Source organism: Marinobacter zhanjiangensis (assembly GCF_014651935.1).
In the GTDB taxonomy this organism is placed as follows: Bacteria; Pseudomonadota; Gammaproteobacteria; order Pseudomonadales; family Oleiphilaceae; genus Marinobacter; species Marinobacter zhanjiangensis.
The window spans coordinates 356,282-372,580 of record NZ_BMXV01000004.1 but is presented as its reverse complement, the minus strand read 5'-3'; the positions used below and the strand labels follow the sequence as shown (position 1 = coordinate 372,580).

The 16,299-nt window shown below is 62.4% G+C and carries 17 protein-coding genes and 1 other RNA gene; 9 read left to right on the top strand and 9 right to left on the bottom strand.

The window, feature by feature from the left end; all coding sequences use genetic code 11:
- Positions 1–27: 27 nt before the first annotated feature.
- The 4 genes from IE079_RS10740 to IE079_RS10725 are packed head-to-tail and all read right to left on the bottom strand — an operon-like array spanning position 28 to position 4,487.
- On the bottom strand, positions 28–1,242 hold the full coding sequence (locus IE079_RS10740; RefSeq protein ID WP_189576225.1) for a UbiH/UbiF/VisC/COQ6 family ubiquinone biosynthesis hydroxylase: 1,215 nt from the start codon (positions 1,240–1,242) through the stop codon (positions 28–30).
- A complete protein-coding gene (gene ubiH / locus IE079_RS10735) occupies positions 1,239–2,513 on the bottom strand; it encodes a 2-octaprenyl-6-methoxyphenyl hydroxylase (protein WP_189576371.1) in 1,275 nt (424 codons plus the stop codon). Before ubiH ends, IE079_RS10740 begins: the two co-directional genes overlap by 4 nt.
- 19 nt (positions 2,514–2,532) lie before the next feature.
- Entirely contained in the window at positions 2,533–3,852 is a 1,320-nt protein-coding gene (gene pepP, locus IE079_RS10730; protein ID WP_189576224.1) for a Xaa-Pro aminopeptidase, read from the bottom strand.
- 23 nt (positions 3,853–3,875) lie between these two features.
- Positions 3,876–4,487 (bottom strand): UPF0149 family protein, encoded by a 612-nt coding sequence (locus IE079_RS10725; RefSeq protein ID WP_189576223.1) that lies wholly within the window; start codon positions 4,485–4,487, stop codon positions 3,876–3,878.
- Positions 4,488–4,638: 151 nt separating this feature from the next.
- Between IE079_RS10725 and IE079_RS10720 the strand changes: the two genes are divergently transcribed.
- Positions 4,639–5,187 carry a ZrgA family zinc uptake protein gene (locus IE079_RS10720; RefSeq protein ID WP_189576221.1) on the top strand — a complete coding sequence of 183 codons (549 nt, stop codon included), beginning with the start codon at positions 4,639–4,641 and terminating at the stop codon, positions 5,185–5,187.
- Here the strand turns inward: IE079_RS10720 and IE079_RS10715 are convergent.
- Positions 5,184–5,708 carry a DUF3299 domain-containing protein gene (locus IE079_RS10715; protein WP_189576219.1) on the bottom strand — a complete coding sequence of 175 codons (525 nt, stop codon included), beginning with the start codon at positions 5,706–5,708 and terminating at the stop codon, positions 5,184–5,186. The two genes, IE079_RS10720 and IE079_RS10715, sit on opposite strands and share 4 nt — an antisense overlap.
- A gap of 137 nt (positions 5,709–5,845) precedes the next feature.
- Here IE079_RS10715 and IE079_RS10710 point away from each other — a divergent pair, with 137 nt between their 5' ends.
- The 6 genes from IE079_RS10710 (at position 5,846) to IE079_RS10685 (ending at position 9,552) form a co-directional block, all read left to right on the top strand.
- Positions 5,846–6,520, top strand: coding sequence for an ATP-binding cassette domain-containing protein (locus IE079_RS10710; protein ID WP_189576217.1), 675 nt, complete (start codon positions 5,846–5,848; stop codon positions 6,518–6,520).
- The gene (locus tag IE079_RS10705) at positions 6,517–7,800 is read left to right on the top strand and encodes an ABC transporter permease (RefSeq protein WP_189576215.1); all 1,284 of its coding nucleotides are present in this window, start codon (positions 6,517–6,519) and stop codon (positions 7,798–7,800) included. The genes IE079_RS10710 and IE079_RS10705 overlap by 4 nt, the downstream gene beginning before the upstream one ends.
- A gap of 329 nt (positions 7,801–8,129) precedes the next feature.
- Positions 8,130–8,336: a TIGR02449 family protein gene (locus IE079_RS10700; RefSeq protein ID WP_189576213.1), complete on the top strand. Its 207-nt coding sequence runs from the start codon at positions 8,130–8,132 to the stop codon at positions 8,334–8,336.
- On the top strand, positions 8,336–8,656 hold the full coding sequence (locus tag IE079_RS10695; RefSeq protein WP_189576211.1) for a cell division protein ZapA: 321 nt from the start codon (positions 8,336–8,338) through the stop codon (positions 8,654–8,656). Before IE079_RS10700 ends, IE079_RS10695 begins: the two co-directional genes overlap by 1 nt.
- A gap of 58 nt (positions 8,657–8,714) precedes the next feature.
- Positions 8,715–8,895: non-coding RNA, 6S RNA (ssrS, locus tag IE079_RS10690), on the top strand.
- A gap of 24 nt (positions 8,896–8,919) precedes the next feature.
- A complete protein-coding gene (locus IE079_RS10685; protein ID WP_189576209.1) occupies positions 8,920–9,552 on the top strand; it encodes a 5-formyltetrahydrofolate cyclo-ligase in 633 nt (210 codons plus the stop codon).
- Positions 9,553–9,558: 6 nt separating this feature from the next.
- On the opposite strand, the gene IE079_RS10680 is transcribed toward IE079_RS10685, so the two are convergent.
- Together IE079_RS10680 and ilvA are read right to left on the bottom strand one after the other, a co-directional pair.
- Positions 9,559–9,741 carry a hypothetical protein gene (locus tag IE079_RS10680; RefSeq protein ID WP_189576207.1) on the bottom strand — a complete coding sequence of 61 codons (183 nt, stop codon included), beginning with the start codon at positions 9,739–9,741 and terminating at the stop codon, positions 9,559–9,561.
- 281 nt (positions 9,742–10,022) lie between these two features.
- Positions 10,023–11,552, bottom strand: coding sequence for a threonine ammonia-lyase, biosynthetic (ilvA, locus tag IE079_RS10675; protein WP_189576205.1), 1,530 nt, complete (start codon positions 11,550–11,552; stop codon positions 10,023–10,025).
- A 187-nt stretch (positions 11,553–11,739) separates the two neighbouring features.
- On the opposite strand from ilvA, the gene rpiA reads away from it, so the two are divergent.
- Together rpiA and ppa are read left to right on the top strand one after the other, a co-directional pair.
- Positions 11,740–12,423, top strand: coding sequence for a ribose-5-phosphate isomerase RpiA (rpiA, locus tag IE079_RS10670; protein ID WP_189576203.1), 684 nt, complete (start codon positions 11,740–11,742; stop codon positions 12,421–12,423).
- A gap of 117 nt (positions 12,424–12,540) precedes the next feature.
- Entirely contained in the window at positions 12,541–13,071 is a 531-nt protein-coding gene (gene ppa, locus IE079_RS10665) for an inorganic diphosphatase (RefSeq protein WP_189576201.1), read from the top strand.
- 57 nt (positions 13,072–13,128) lie between these two features.
- On the opposite strand, the gene IE079_RS10660 is transcribed toward ppa, so the two are convergent.
- Together IE079_RS10660 and IE079_RS10655 are read right to left on the bottom strand one after the other, a co-directional pair.
- Positions 13,129–14,190 carry a DUF2333 family protein gene (locus IE079_RS10660; protein WP_189576199.1) on the bottom strand — a complete coding sequence of 354 codons (1,062 nt, stop codon included), beginning with the start codon at positions 14,188–14,190 and terminating at the stop codon, positions 13,129–13,131.
- An 83-nt stretch (positions 14,191–14,273) separates the two neighbouring features.
- Positions 14,274–16,292 carry a bifunctional diguanylate cyclase/phosphodiesterase gene (locus tag IE079_RS10655; protein WP_189576196.1) on the bottom strand — a complete coding sequence of 673 codons (2,019 nt, stop codon included), beginning with the start codon at positions 16,290–16,292 and terminating at the stop codon, positions 14,274–14,276.
- Positions 16,293–16,299 lie beyond the last annotated feature (7 nt).

Genomic DNA, 16,299 nt, shown 5'->3' with positions numbered 1-16,299 from the left:
CGCGCCGTCCATAGCCAGGGACTGTTGCTACAGCCCCATGGCCTCGGCCGCCACCCGGTTCTTCAGGGGGGATGCCCGGTCCAGCCAGCGCATGCCGGTGCTTCGTAGCCAGCGAACGGGTAACTCGTCGCGGGCGAAAAGCTGTTTGAAGCCTTCCATGGCCGCCATCATCGCGAGATTCTCGCCCTTCCGCCGGCGCTGGTAGCGCTGCAGCAGCATCAGCTCGCCCGGTGACTGGCGACGACCGAACGCGCCCTCCAGCTCCGCCAGCAGCGCAGTGACATCACCATAGCCAAGGTTGGCGCCCTGCCCGGCCAGCGGATGGATGGTATGGGCCGCATCTCCCACCAGGGCAAGGCCCGGCTGGACATACTGCTTGCTGTGGCGCTGGCGCAACGGGAAGGCATAGCGCCGGGAGACCGCCTCGACCTGACCCAGCCGGCCTTCCAGGGCCCGGGTCAGCACCGCCATGAACGAAGCATCGTCCAGGTCCAGCAGGCGCCGGGCTTCCGGGGTGTCCTGGGACCAGACGATCGAGCAGAAATGCCCGCCCTGCCCTTCATCGTCTGCCTGCAACGGCAGAAACGCCAACGGGCCCGATGCCGTAAAGCGCTGCCAGGCGGTGTACTGATGGGGCAGTTCCATTTGCACGGTGCAGACAATGGCTTCCTGGTCATAATCCCACTCGCGGGTGGGCAGACCGGCCCACTGGCGAATGCGGGAATGAGCACCGTCGGCGCCCACCACCAGCCGGGCGGCAAGAGTGTCACCGCCGGACAGGGTCACCTGCCAGCCTTTTTCCGCCGCTGTCATGGCCTCCACCGTCTGGCCGTCGAGGCAGGCAAGGTCACTGTCCTGCACCGCCTCGAACAGGCCACGCACCAGGTGCCGGTTCTCGACAATGGTACCCAGGGCAGGCACACCCAGCTCGGCGGCATCAAAGCGGATACGGCCGATGGCCTCCCCGTCCCAGACATCCATGGCCTGGTAAGGGCAGTGGCGGGTGCGGATGGTTCGTTGCCAGGCACCGACGTTTTCCAGCAGGCGCTGACTGGCCACGGAGATGGCGCTGACACGGGGTTCGAAATCGGCCACCGCGCGGGCCGGCGCCGGTGCTGCCAGCAGCTTCGACATCGGCGCCGCTTCCACCAGCGCCACCCGCCAGCCCTGCTGTGCCGCGCCCACGGCCACGGCACTACCGGTCATACCGCCGCCGACGACAACAATATCGAAATCCTTCATTGCCAGTGCTCCCGGTCACGATCCGATGGCTGCCGGGCGGAACCACCCCCGGTTACACCCATGGCCCGGCGGGCAAACCAGTGCTTGGCAGCGGGCAGAATATCCAGCCCCACCAGTCCGGCGTTACGGGCGGCGCCTATGACCGGGTATTCATCGCCGAACAGGCGTACCAGGGAATCCGAGAAGCCAATGGTCTGCTGCTGATCCGGAGCATGCTGTTGCCGGTACCGGCTCAGCACCGTCAGATCTCCCGGCGACAGGTCGTTGTCCCGGGCAAAACGGAATGCCTCCACCAGGGCCATCAGCCCCCTCAGGGCCAGGTTGAAGCCCTGACCGGCCACCGGGTGAAGGGCGTGGGCGGCGTTGCCGACCAGGGCCACGCCGGGACGCACGCACTCGTCCGCCGTGATCAGGGACAGCGGATAGTGATGACAGTCGCCAAAACGGGTAAAGCGCCCCAGCCGCCAGCCAAACACCTGCTGCAGCCGGGCGCACCGGCCAGCCTCGTCCAGCGCCAGGACGTCGTCGAGATCTTCAGGGCTCAGAGTCCACACCAGGGCCGAGCGATGCCCGGGCTCGGGACCACTCACCTGGGGCAACAGTGCCATGGGGCCGCGCTCGGTAAACCGCTCCCAGGCCGTGCCGCCGTGGGGGCGTTCGGTACTGACATTGGCGATCAGGGCATACTGACCGTAATCCTGCTGGTGCACCGCGATGCCCAGGTCCTCCCGCAATCCGGAGCGGCCCCCGTCCGCCACCACCAGGCAGCGGCTGGTAAGGGTGAATGCCTCTTCTGCCTGGCGAATGCCCACGCGCACGCCCTCGCGCAGCGTAGTAACACTTTCCGCCTGCGCCGGTGCCAGCCAGCGGATAGCCGGCTGCTCTCGCAGGGCATCCATCAGGCACAATCCCAGCCAGCGGTTGTCCGCCACATAGCCCAGCGCCGGTTGCCGGTGCTCTTCTGATGCCAGCCGGGTAACGCCGAAGCGGCCCTTTTCCGAGATGTGGATATGCCGGATGGGTGCCGCCTGGCGACTGATGGCGGACCACAGGTCCAGCTGCTCGAAGATCCGGCGGGCGCCCCATGACAGCGCCGTGGAGCGGGCATCGTAGCTGGGCTGATAATCGGTGGGGGCCGGGTCTTCCGGCAACGGGAAGGCTTCCACCACTGTCACCCGATAACCCGGTACCAGGCGACAGACGGCCAGCGCCAGGGTGGCACCGGCAAGGCCGCCCCCTGCGATCAGTATGTCGGTATCAAATGCCTGCATCATAGGCCTGCTGTCCGGATTATTCCGCCATCAACGCTTCCACTTCGGCGATGTTCTTGGGCGCCGCATCGGTGAGCACCTTGCAGCCTTCCTTCGTGACCACCACGTCGTCTTCGATACGAACACCAATACCGCGCCATTGCGGGTCCACGTCCATATTGTCCGGCGGGATGTACAGCCCCGGCTCCACGGTCATCACCATGCCCGGCTCCAGTACCCGCCAGGCATCGCCCACCTTGTAGTCGCCCACATCATGCACATCCATACCCAGCCAATGGCCGGTGCGGTGCATGAAGAAGGGGCGGTAGGCCTCTTTCTCCAGCGCCTCGGCCAGCGGGCCCTCGATAATACCCAGGTCAATCAGCCCCTGGGTCAGCACTTCCAGCGCCGCCTCATGGGGCATGTTCCAGTGGTGGCCAGGCTGGACCGCGTCGATGGCGGCGTACTGGGCCTCCAGAACCACTTCATAGATGGCCCGTTGGGGCTCACTGAACCTGCCACTCACCGGGAAGGTGCGGGTGATATCCGAGGCATAGCAGTCCACCTCACAGCCCGCGTCGATCAGCACCAGATCGCCCTCGTCAAGGGGCGCGCTGTTCTCGATGTAGTGCAGCACACAGGCATTGGCACCACTGCCCACGATAGACGGGTAGGCCGTGTTGCGGGCGCCGTGCTCCATGAAGGTGTGGATCAGCTCCGCCTCCAGCTGGTACTCATAACCGCCCTTGCGGGCCCGCTTCATGGCGCGGCAATGGGCTTCCGCGCTGATCCGGCCGGCTTCGGCCATGACCTTGATTTCCTTCGCGCTCTTGTACAGCCGCAGATCGTGCAGCAAATGCTCCAGGGCGACAAACTCGCCGGGAGGCTGGGCGCCGGCGCGGACCTTGCTGCGGATCTGCTTGACCCAGTCCATGACCCGGGCATCAAAGGCCTGGTCGCGGCCCAGGGGATAGTACACCCGGCTGCGTCCTTCAATCATGCCCGGCAGGATGTCGTCGATATCATTGACAGGAAAAGCGTCGTCCAGCCCGAAAGCCTCGATGGCGCCGTCCTGACCGGTGATGGAACCATCCCATTGTTCTTTCTCCGGGTTGCGCTCCCGGCAGAACAGAACCGACTCGCCAGCTTCCCGGCCGGGGATCAGCACCAGCACGGCTTCCGGCTCACCAAAACCGGTCAGATACTGGAAGTCGCTGTCCTGACGGAACGGGTAGAGTACATCCCGGTTGCGGGTACGCTCCGGAGCGGCCGGCAGGATGGCGATGCTGTCCTGCGCCATCGTTTCCATCAGCCGGCGCCGGCGCTCGGCGTGTTCACTCATCGGAATCCACGGGCTCATAGGGTCTCCTGATACTCGAAAACTCAGTGCAGGGTCTGGCCTGCAACGGGTGATGATTTTGCCGGAGGATTGAACTCGGTAAATACGGAAATCACACCCAGGCGGACGTACTCGGTAATGTCGTTGAGCTGCACTTCCGCCGTCTCGTCACCGTCGTCGGCTTCCTCCACCTGGCTGATAGCGACCATATCCTCGATCAGCTCACGGATTTCATCCGGCGCCTCGCCCAGTTTTTCACCGGCGGCCAGCGCCATACCCTCGAGAAACCCGCGCACCCAGGCCGCCAGGGCCTGCAGCCGCTGCTCGAACGCATAATCGTCTTCCGGCAGCAGCGGCTGGAAAGCCATATCGGCGGCGCTCAGCTGTTCCAGGGTCTGACGATAGACATCGTCCATGAACTCCGGCAGTTCCGCCGGCAGGTCTTCGCCCTGCTCCAGGGTCTCGGGGGCAATGCCGATGTGCTCGCAAACCACCTCGAACCATTGTGGCTGGTCGAGTCTGGCACCGGCCGCCAGCCGGCCGCAGAGACCGCCATGAAGCTCGGAGGGATGACTGAATGCCCGGCAGCGGGTGAAAAGATTCGCCCAGCCCTCAAAATCGCCAGTGCTGGCAGCGGGTTCTGCGTTGTCGGTCATGAAATCGCTGTACCTGTCAGTTGAATGGGTCTCCAATCCTAGCATTTCCGTCGGTGCAGCGGCATAGCCAAGCACAAATCCCCGCAGCACCTTGACCTGATACCTCACTCAGGTAAATTACGTTATAACATATCAAAAGGAACCTTCTGCCATGACCTCACTTCCCGGCCTCCCGGTCATTGCACTTGCCCTGGCATGTGCTGCCACACCCCTCAATGCCAGCGCTGCCGACGATCATCATCAACAGGCCCATGTTCATGGGGAAGCACAACTTCAGATCGCCATCGATGGCCATACGGCAGAGCTGATCCTGCGGTCGCCAGCGGCAAATCTGCTGGGTTTCGAGCATCAGCCGAAGAATGACGGACAGGACAAAATTCTTATGGAGACCCGGGAGTGGCTGACGGCAACGCCCCTGGTGCAGGCAAAAGGCAATGACTGCACTGTGGTCGCAGGTACCATTCACTATGGGCGGGACCGTTCGGAAGACGATGACCACGGTCACGACAGTGATAACCATAGTGACTTCGAGGTGACCCAGCGGCTGGAATGCGAAAGCGCCCTGGCGGATGCGCTGACCACACCCCTGATGGAGCATTTCCCGGGTATCGAAGACCTGTCAGTGGAATGGGTCAGTACCAGTGGCCAGGGCCGTGCCGAGCTGCATGCCGGCGAGAAGGGCATAGAACTGGCACTTTAGCCCTCGTACGGCTCAACCTTCTCGCTGGTCAGCGTGTAAGAGGAAGAGGCAATATCATTTTCCACCGACTCGGTCTTCAGCGTGCCCTGTACCCATACCGGCTCGTAGAGGGCGTCCAGGGTGAAACCCGGCTTGTAGGTAACGTGGATGATCTGATTCGGCGGCGGTGGCGGCACGTGGATACAGGCGCCATAGTAGGGCACCAGGAAGAACTCGACGATACGCTGGTCAGATCCCACGGTTTTCAGGGGCACCACGAAACCGGGAATCCGCGCCCGGGTGCCATCCATTTCCGGCACCACCCGGCCGGTGAGGATCTCGTCGGGCAGCGCAGCGGGGCCGTCACCCTCGTGCTCGACCTCTGGCAGACTTTCCAGCAGGCGCAGGTCTTCCTCCGGCATCAATTCGAGCCAGTCCAGTTCCGGCCAGCTTTCTTCGGCGGTGCTGACGCTGGCCACGGATAGCAGAAGACAGAGCGTCAGCACATGCCGCAGCACAGCAAAGGGGGAGGGAAGGATCATCAATGGCTCTCCGGGGGTGTCTGTCGGAGTATGATGCCACGGTCGCCACCGGCTTTACAGTGACGGCAGGTTACCCGGGGGAAACCTTATGCAACAACAACCCTGTTTTTTACCTCAATCACGGGCATGATCGACACATGGTAATCAAGACAGAAAACCTGCGCTGGCAATGGCCAGACCAGAGTACCACCCTGGCTTTTCCGGATATCCGGCTGCCCAGCGGCGACCACCTGTTTATCCGTGGCCCCAGCGGCAGTGGCAAGAGTACGCTGCTGAGCCTGCTCAGCGGCCTCAACCGACCCCTGGAAGGCGGCCTGGAAGTTCACGGCCAGGACCTGGCCCGGCTGAGCGGTGGCGACCGGGACCGGCTGCGGGCCGACCGCACCGGGGTGATCTTCCAGCAGTTCAACCTGGTGCCCTACCTGAACGCCCTGGACAACGTCACCCTGCCCTGCCGGCTTTCCGCCATCCGCCACCGCAAAGCCGGCCAGCCGCAACAGACGGCCCGGACGCTGCTACAGGCACTGGACCTGCCCGCTGACTGCCTGACACGCAAGCCCTCCACCCTGAGCATCGGGCAGCAACAACGGGTGGCCGCTGCCCGGGCATTGATTGGTGCGCCTCCACTGATCCTGGCGGACGAGCCCACGTCGGCCCTGGATACCGACAACCGCGACCGCTTCGTGCGCCTGCTACTGGATCAGGCCGCCGCCAACGGCTCCAGCGTGGTCTTTGTCAGCCATGACCCCGCCCTGGCGGAGCATTTCACGCAACACCTGGAACTGTCATCCGGGCAGGAGAGCAGACCATGAAACCGGCACTTGCCCTGTCCCTGGCCGCTGCCAGCCTGTGGCACCGGCGCCGGGTGCTGTTGCTGGTCACCCTGACGCTGACCCTCAGCGTGACGCTGCTGCTGGGGGTGCAATACCTGCGCACCGAAGTTCGCCAGTCCTTCAGCAACGCCGTGTCCGGGACCGACCTGATCATTGGCGCCCGCAGTGGTCAGCTCAACCTGCTGTTGTACTCGGTCTTCCACATCGGCCAGGCCACCAACAACCTGCGCTGGTCCACCTTCGAGTCCCTGGAGCAGGACCAACGCATTGACTGGCTGGTACCCCTGTCCCTGGGCGACGGCTACCGGGGCTTCCGGGTGGTGGGCACGGACAAACGCTTCCTGGACCATTATCAGTACGGTGACGGCCAGCCGCTGGCGCTGACAGAAGGGCAATGGTTCAGCGACCTGTTTGATGTGGTGCTGGGCTCCCGGGTCGCGCGCCAGCTTGAGCATCAGGTGGGTGACGACATTGTGCTGTCCCATGGTGGTGGCCGCACCAGCTTCGTCAACCATGACAAGCACCCCTTCCGGGTCAGCGGCATACTCGCCCCAACCGGCACACCGGTGGACCGGGGCGTGTACGTCAGTCTGGAGGGGCTGGAAGCCATCCACATCGGCTGGGAAGCCGGCGTTCCGGCTCCCGGGCGCACCCTGTCGGCGGAAGCGGCCCGGGAGCGCGCGCTGACGCCAGACACCGTGACCGCCGCACTGGCCGGCGTGGAGCGGCAGATTCTGACATTCCGGATCCAGCGGGACATCAACCAGAACGACGCCGAGCCGCTGTCCGCGATACTGCCGGGCGTGGCGCTGTCACAGCTCTGGCAGGTGCTGGGCCAGTTCGAGTTTATCCTGCTGGCGATCACCGCCTTCGTGGTGGTCACCAGCCTGGCCGGACTGGTAACGGTGCTGCTCACGCTGCAATCCCACCGGCACCAGGAAATCGCGGTGCTCAGAGCCAACGGTGCGTCCCCCGCCCTGATCGCCAGCCTGTACCTGCTGGAGTGCAGCGGGCTGGCGCTGCTGGCATCACTGCTGGCCGCCGGCTTCTGGTACCTGTTGCTGGCTCTGATCAGCCCCTGGTTGCTGGAGATCTGGGGAATCGCCATTTCCCTGCGCGCTCCCACCGCACTGGAGGGGGCGCTGCTGGCCGCTGTGCCGGTCGCCGGATTACTGGTGGGCCTGATCCCTGCCGCCAGGGCCTGGCGAATGGGGAGTCGCCGGGGTGCCTGGGGCGTAGCGGAGGATATGACCGGCTGACCCGGGCCTGGTGACCCCGGAATGGCAACAGCACCGCCTCTGATGCCCGGAGTCACGTCAGGACGGCTTCCCGGGTTGGGACAGCGGTCACAGCAAGATGACAGACTGGCAAATTGACCCTTTCCCATAGCCCACTTATAGTGTCTTGCAGGCGGTGGCCCCAAGGCAGCGATCCGTCTGGCCGATTCGTTAATCGACGGCGGACCGCTGGCGCCTCTGGACCAGAGGTGGCCAACCGAAGTACCAGAGCAACAAGAGTGTCAGAGCAAGAGTGTCAGACCGAAAGGGGCCGCCGGTATCAGACGGCCCCGCCAAGTACCGGAAAGTCTATGGAACAGTCAGAATTGCAGGCCATGGCGGACAAACTGGACCGTCTTATTGAGCGCTGTCGCAAGCTGGAGCAGGACAACGCCGCCATGCGTGAGCTTCAGGACGAATGGAACCGGGAACGGGCCCAGCTTATCCAGCGCAACGACCAGGCCAAGAACCGCATTGAAGCCATGATCGGCCGACTCAGAGCCCTGGAGCACCACTGATGCCAAAGTCCCCCACCACGGTCGAAGTCAACATTCTCGACAAGGATTACCTGGTCGCCTGCCCGGAAGACCAGCAGGATGCCCTGCGCCGAGCAGCCCGCCACCTGGACAACAAGATGCGGGAAATCCGCACCACCGGCAAGGTTCTGGGCACCGAACGCATTGCCGTTATGGCGGCACTGAACATCACCCACGAACTGCTGGACGACAACAAGGTTTCCGGTGATGCCGATCAGCTACTCCGCAGCATGGATGAAAAGCTGGACACCGCCCTCGGCGGCAGCCATGAAGTAACGGAAAACGACCACTCCGCTGGCTGACAGAAAAATCACTGATGGCTGTTGCAATGGCCCCGGTCAGTGGCCGTATAATGAAGCCGACTTCCTGGGCTGTTCGCTGGTCGGATTCGTCCTCGAGCCGATGCGCAATACCCAGGTGGCTACTTCAGGGCATTGTGAGCAAGTCCCCCACGCAGGGGAAAGCCTAATATGTCACAGCGGCCACCACCTTGAACTTTGGGTTCAAGGGCCACATCCGATAACGGCAGCCCGGGAAGCTTATTTCACCAGATTCAATATCCGACGTGCCTCACACCTTTCAGAATCTCTCAGATTTCGAGCCGGAATCCGCCCGGGACCGCAAGGCCCTGAGAAAACACCTCCGCGAGGCGAGACGGGCTCTCAACCCCGAACAGCAGAAACTGGCCGCGATAGAGCTGGCCAACTCCCTGCGCAAGCACCCCCGGGTCGTAGGCGCCCGCAACATTGCCCTGTATCTGCCCAATGACGGGGAAATTGACCCGCTGACTTTCATGGCTCAGACCCGCCGCCGGAACGTGCACTTCTACCTGCCAGTGCTGCACCCGATTCACTCCGGCCAACTGGCGTTCTGCCGCTATGACGAGCACACCCCCATGGCACCCAACCGCTTTGGCATACCGGAACCGGTCTTTCATCATCGCCTGATAAGGCCGGCCTGGTCACTGGATGTGATCCTGATGCCGTTGGTGGGGTTCGATGAGGAAGGCGGACGCCTGGGGATGGGCGGCGGTTTCTATGATCGCACTCTGGCATTTACCCGGATAAGACCCCGGCTGAGACCGGCGCTGATCGGCCTGGCCCATGAGCTACAACGGGTGGACAAGCTGCCTGTGGAACCCTGGGACATACCGCTGGATGCCATCGTGACCGATGGCGGAATATACCGGACCCGCTGAGGAGGCTCAGCCTTCGGTGCGTGCGGCCTGATTACGCTGCGCCTGGGACCACTGACCCTGGGAGCTGATTTCGGCGGGCAATACACGGGGCTTATCGTCCCCGCCCTGGAATGATGTCAATCCGGTAACCGCGAGCCCCACGACAAACGCCAGCACTACTGTCCGAATCGTGTCCGGCCTGCGACTCATTGCATCTCCTCCATTGGTATACATGTAGCCATTATTGTTGTTTGAAACGATCGCTTTGTCTGGAAAAACAGCGGGATGGTGGCGTTTCCCAGAATTGACAAAAAGCGTAACATGTCTCCGGGAATTTACAATTGTTTATAATTAAAATTTGTAAATTCTGTCGACAGTGTGTTCGCGGTCAGTAACCGCCGGTAACCGTAAGAGAGAAAGTGGCTCCGCCTGATACACCCGGAGCAGGCCGGACGGCATCAGGCGGTACCCCAGGCAGGGCAATAACGGAATCAGTGCCCGTTGCCGGCACCCAGAAACAGTCGGTAGGCTTCGTTATCCGTCTCATTGCTGTAGCGGAACCCGACCTTGTCCAGCATGGCCTCGAAATCCGCCAGTTCCGCATCCTTCACCTGGGCCCCCATCAGCACCCTGCTGTAGGCGGCGCCGTGATTGCGGTAATGGAACATCGAGATGTTCCAGCGCGTGCCCAGGGACAACAGGAATTTCAGCAGCGCGCCGGGCCGCTCCGGGAACTCGAACTGGAATACCTTCTCGTTGTCCACCGTGGGCGCATGGCCGCCCACCATGTGGCGGATGTGCTGCTTGGCCAGATCACTGTCGGTCAGGTCCACCACCTGGTAGCCATCCTCCCGCAGGCTCTGGACCAGATCCTCACGGCCATGACCACCCGCCTGGATCTGGATGCCGACAAATATCCGCGCCGCTTCCGAGTCGGAATAGCGGTAGTTGAATTCAGTGATGCTGCGCTTGTGCAGGGCATTGATAAAAGTCTTGAACGCCCCTGGCCGCTCGGGAATGGTCACCGCCAGGATGGCCTCCCGCTTCTCGCCCACCTCGGTGCGCTCCGAGATATAACGCAACCGGTCAAAATTCATGTTCGCGCCACTGAGGATGCCTGCCAGGTTCTCGCCTTCCAGCTGTTCCCGCTCCACGTATTTTTTCATGCCGGCCACGGACAGGGCGCCCGCGGGCTCGGAAATGGAGCGGGTATCCTCGAAGACATCCTTGATGGCCGCGCAGATCTCGTCGGTGGATACGGTGATCACCTCGTCCACGTTGTCCTTGCAGATCTCCCAGGGGGCCTCGCCGATCTGCCGTACGGCAACGCCATCGGCAAAGATGCCCACCTCGTCCAGCACCACCCGCTCACCGGCCGCCAGGGCCGCCTGCAGGCAGTTGGAATCTTCCGGCTCGACCCCGATGACCCGGATCTCGGGGCGCAGGTACTTGATGTAGGCCGCCATACCGGCAATCAGACCGCCACCGCCAACAGGGATGAAGACCGCATGCAGATTATGGGAGAACTGCCACATCATCTCCATGGCCACGGTACCCTGCCCGGCGATCACATCCGGATCATCATAGGGCGGGATATAGGTGTAGCCATGTTTGGCGATCAGTTCCCGGGCGTGGGCGGCCGCCTCGTCAAAGGCATCCCCCTTGAGCACCACTTTCGCCCCCCGGTCGCGCACGGACTTCACCTTGATGTCCGGCGTGGTCTGGGGCATGACGATCACCGCCTTGATACCCAGCTTCTTCGACGCCAGTGCCACACCCTGGGCATGGTTGCCGGCGGAGGCGCAAATCACACCCTTGGACTTCTGCTCATCCGACAGCTGGGCAATCCGGTTGTAGGCACCACGAATCTTGAAGGAGAACACCGGCTGCAGGTCTTCCCGCTTGAGCAGAATATTGTTACCCAGACGCTTGCTGAGACTGCGTGCTTCGGTCAGCGGGGTTTCGATGGCCACATCGTATACCCGCGCATCAAGAATCTTTTTGATGTAGCGTTGCGGCATGGTGCTTTACGTCCGGTTCAGTTGGGTGACTTGACAGGTGTCGGGAAGCCCCGGAGCTGGGGCAAACGCACAGTGTAGAAACTTTGCACGGTCCGCGTCTATAACCGAACCGCCGGTGGGGGCTATAATAGTCGGCCTCGCGCCGCGCCCGGCGCCACTTTCCCTGACAACCAGAGCGGAGGCCAGCATGGCACAGGACGAACTCAAAAAGGCGGTGGCCAAAGCTGCCCTGGATCATGTCGCACCCTACCTGGACCGGGACAGCGTGATCGGAGTGGGCACGGGCAGCACCGCCAACTTCTTCATCGACTACCTGGCCGACATTCGCAATGACTTTGACGGCGCGGTCGCCAGCTCCGACGCTACGGCGAAGCGCCTGAAGGCGCATGGCATTCCGGTTTACGACCTGAACGCCGTCAACGAGCTGGAATTCTATGTGGATGGCGCCGACGAAACCAACGATCGCCTGGAGCTCATCAAGGGCGGCGGCGCCGCGCTGACCCGCGAAAAGATCGTCGCTGCCGTTGCCCGCAGCTTTATCTGTATCGCCGATGAGTCCAAGCGCGTCGACATTCTCGGCGACTTCCCGCTGCCAGTGGAAGTCATCCCCATGGCTCGCAGCCACGTGGGCCGCCAGATCGTCAGGCTGGGGGGTGACCCGGTCTACCGGGAAGGGGTGACCACCGATAACGGCAACATCATTATCGATATCCACCACATGGACCTGTCCCGCCCGATCGATGTGGAGGAGCGCCTGAACCAGATCGTGGGCGTGGTGACCAACGGTCTGTTCGCCCGGCGCCCAGCGGATGTATTGCTGCTGGGCACCCACGATGGCGTAAAGACCATTACCCGGCCAGCGGCAGGCTGACCCACAGCGCGGCAGGGTCGACTCTGGTCGTGTTTCGGTTGCTGACCGTTGCCCGTATAATGGCGCCCACTTTTTACCGCAGTTCCTTAATCCCAATACCGCAGAGAAGGATCCGTCATGAACTTTGATCACATCCCGGCCGGCAAGAACCCGCCCGAAGATATTTACGTAGCCATCGAAATTCCGGCCAACAGCTCCCCGGTCAAGTACGAAATCGACAAGGACATGGGCGCTGTCATGGTCGACCGATTCATGACCGCTCCCATGTTCTACCCCGCCAACTACGGCTTCATCCCCCACACCCTGGCGGATGACGGTGACCCCCTGGACGTGCTGGTGATTACCCCCTATCCGGTGCAGCCGGGCTCGGTCATCCGCTGCCGGCCAGTGGGCGTGCTGAACATGGAAGATGAAGCCGGTGGCGATGCCAAGCTGGTAGCCGTACCCCATGACAAGCTGACCCAGGCCTATACCAACGTCAGGGACATCGACGACGTGCCGCAGCTGCTGCGGGACCAGATCCAGCACTTCTTCGAGAACTACAAGACCCTGGAGCCCGGCAAGTGGGTCAAGGTACAGGATTGGGCCAATGCCGAGGCGGCCCGCAAGGCCGTTGAGGAATCCGTGGCCAACTATCAGGGCAAGTGATCACGCCCTGACACAAAAAAGCCGGACCCTCGGGTCCGGCTTTTTTGTGTCCCGTCATCAGCCCCGGGACAGCAGCTCCCGCAGATCGGAAATGGCCGAGCTGGCCCTGGCCAGATAGGCCGCCATGGTCAGGGAATGATTGGCCATCAGACCAAAGCCACTGCCGTTGAGGATGACCGGGCTCCACATCTGGGCCTGGGATTCCTCCAGCTCGATGATGATCTGGCGCACGCTGGCCTGGGCATTCTTGTCCGCCAATACCTTGCGGAAATCCACTTCAATGGCACGGAAGATATGCAGCAGTGCCCAGGAGGTCCCCCGCGCTTCGTAGAACACATCGTCAATCTTGAGCCACGGGGTCTTGACGTCCTCGCCCCGCTCTTCCTCCGCTAGCGGATCAGAATCCTGGATGCCGGCCAGCGCATCGGTGATCTCCGGCTTGCCCACGCTCTCGCTCAGGGTCCGGGACAGGCTGCCCAAACGGGTTTCCAGATCCGCCAACCAGCTATTCAGGTTATCGGCGCGGGCGTAGAAATGGGCTTCAGGGCTCTCCGGGCGTGACAAGCGGTCGAGATAGCTTTGCAGTGCCCGGATACCACGGCGATATTCACCTTCGGTGGATGGTAACGCCCAGCTGCCGCTGTCGAAATGGAACTGGGGCTCGGCCACGGTCAGGTCCGGATCCTCCGATGACTGGCTTTGGGACCGGCTTATGTTCTGGCGAAGGGCCCGGGAGAAATCCCGCAGCTGAACCAGTACGCCGTATTCCCAGGCCGGCATATTGTCCATCCACAGTCCCGGGGGAAAGATATCGTTGGAAATGTAGCCACCGGGTTTTTCGAGCAGGGTTTCGGCAACGCGGATCATGGTGGCGGTGGTGGCAAAACCGGTGACAGGTTCGCGCCCCATCTCCTGCGCCACCGTCCGGGTATGCTCACGAACGGAAAAGGTGTCCGGTGCACTGCTCCAGATCATGCCCAGAATAATGGTGACCAGCAGATAGATCAGCACCACGGCAATAATGATCTTGCCAACAGGGCGGCCGTGACCGGAACCGCCGGATGAGCTCTGGTAGCCGGAGCTGCCACCGGAGAAAACGGATTTGAGTCGGTTGAGCATATGCGCCTGTCCTTTGCCGATAAACCGTAAAGCCGGTTTCAAAGATGAATGATTTGTCAGATTTATGCAATGCCGGCAGGAACTTACCCAGGCGCCCCGATCACCGGCGGATCGCCCGCAGGTCCGGGCCTGCCCAGGTGGTAGCCGGTGGCACCGTCAATGCCCGCTGCCTTGAGGGTACGCCATTCTGATTCTGTTTCCACACCAGCGGCATAGACCTTCACGCCACGGCCGTGGGCAATGGTGATCATCGACTCCAGGAAGAACCGGTTTTCTTCGTGACGATCAATGCCATGAACAAAGCTTGAATCAATACGCAGCGCCTGGATGGACAGATTCTTCAGGTAACTGAAGGGGATACCGCCCACGCCGAAACGATCCACCAGCACACTGGCCCCGGTCCGGCGCAGTTGGCGGATAAACGCCTGTGCTTCCTGGCGATGGTAATGCAGCGCCTGCTCGGGGATACCGATCCACAGCCGCCGGGCATCGGTACCGGCGGCCCTCAACATCAGCAGGATGCGCTCGGGAATGTCCGGCAACATCACGGTTGAAATACCCAGGGACAGACCGGCCACCACTGATGGCTCCTCCCGAAGCCGCTGCAGTGCCCGCTGGAATACCAGAACATCGAGCCTGCCGATGAGACCGAAACGCTCCGCCATCGGCGTGAACGCGTTGCCTCTCACCCACTCCCGCTCAACCAGCAGACGGGAGAACACCTGCCGGTAGAGCACGGTTTCATCATCCGTCGCAATCACCGGCTGCTCCCACAGCCACAGGGCTTCCCGATCCAGGGCATCGGTCAACAGCCGCCGCCAGTCTTCCGCGCCATGGTGCACATCGGCACCACTGTCTGCCAGCTCACAATGATGAACACCCTCGGTCTGGGCGCGCGCAAGGGCCGTATCCGCCGATTCGAACAGGGTTTTTACCGATACCCCATCACCGGTACCGGCCACGCCCCCGTGGACCAGAAGATCCAGTTGGGCGTCACTGCGCTCACCGGCAAACTCCACGCAAATGGCCTGCAGGTCCTCCACCAGTTCCCGCCCCCAGATCAGCGCATCAGCGGGCGCTCCGCCGGGGATGAAAACCGCAAACTCGGCACCACTGCGCCGTCCTGCAAAGCTGCCTGCATGATAGTCCACAAACTGGTGGACGCATTCGGCCAGGCGGGTCAGCAGCGCATCGGCTTCCAGCCGTCCGGCATGCTGATTGACATCGGCAAAGCGGGAAACCTGTACCAGTACCAGACTGCCCGGGCGCCGCCCCTCTTCGGTAACGGCCTCAACCGCCAGCCGCTGATCAAAGGCGTTGCGGCTGGCCAGTCCGGTCAGGGCATCCTCGTTATTGAGCCTGCGCAGATGGGCAATCAACGCTGCCTGACCGGCAAACAGCTGCTCAAGATCATCGGTCATCTGGTTCATGGCGCGGGTGACCTGATTCAGCTCGCGGGTCGACCGGATATGGGTACGCTTGCGGAAATCCCGGTGACCGATGGCCTCGGCCTGACGCTCCACCGCCCTGAGGGGGCGCAGCAGCCTGCCCAGCAGAAAGTACAGACTGGCGATGGCAATGGCGCCGATAAGGACGGACGACAGGATCAGCCACTGGCTCACCCGCCACAGATCACGGTAGGCGTTGCCGGGATGCCCGACCACCCGCACCTGCCCCAGCCACTGCCAGCCCCTCATGACGGCCGCGGTGCCTTCCGGCCTGGGCAGGTCCGCCGCCCGGATGAACCACCGCGGCACGCCGAGGTCAGCCAGGGGCTGGGAACGCCCGGCCACAACATTATTGTCATGGTCGACAAATTCCACCACCAGGTACTGGCTGCTGTCGAAAATGGAATCGATCAAGGAACTGACCGCCACCGTATCGGTGGCGTCAATGGCATTGGACAGTGACAGCCCGATGGCGGTAGCTGCATCCCGGGTCTGCCCCTCCAGTTCCTCGATCACATAACCATGAAAGCTTCTGGCACTGATCACCATGCTGACCACCAGAAGCAGGAGCACCAGAGCGCCGGTAAAGAACAGCAAGAGGGTGCGCAACGTGATGACGCGGCTCGAACGGATTTTTCGGTTTGCCTGCTGCATCCGTGCC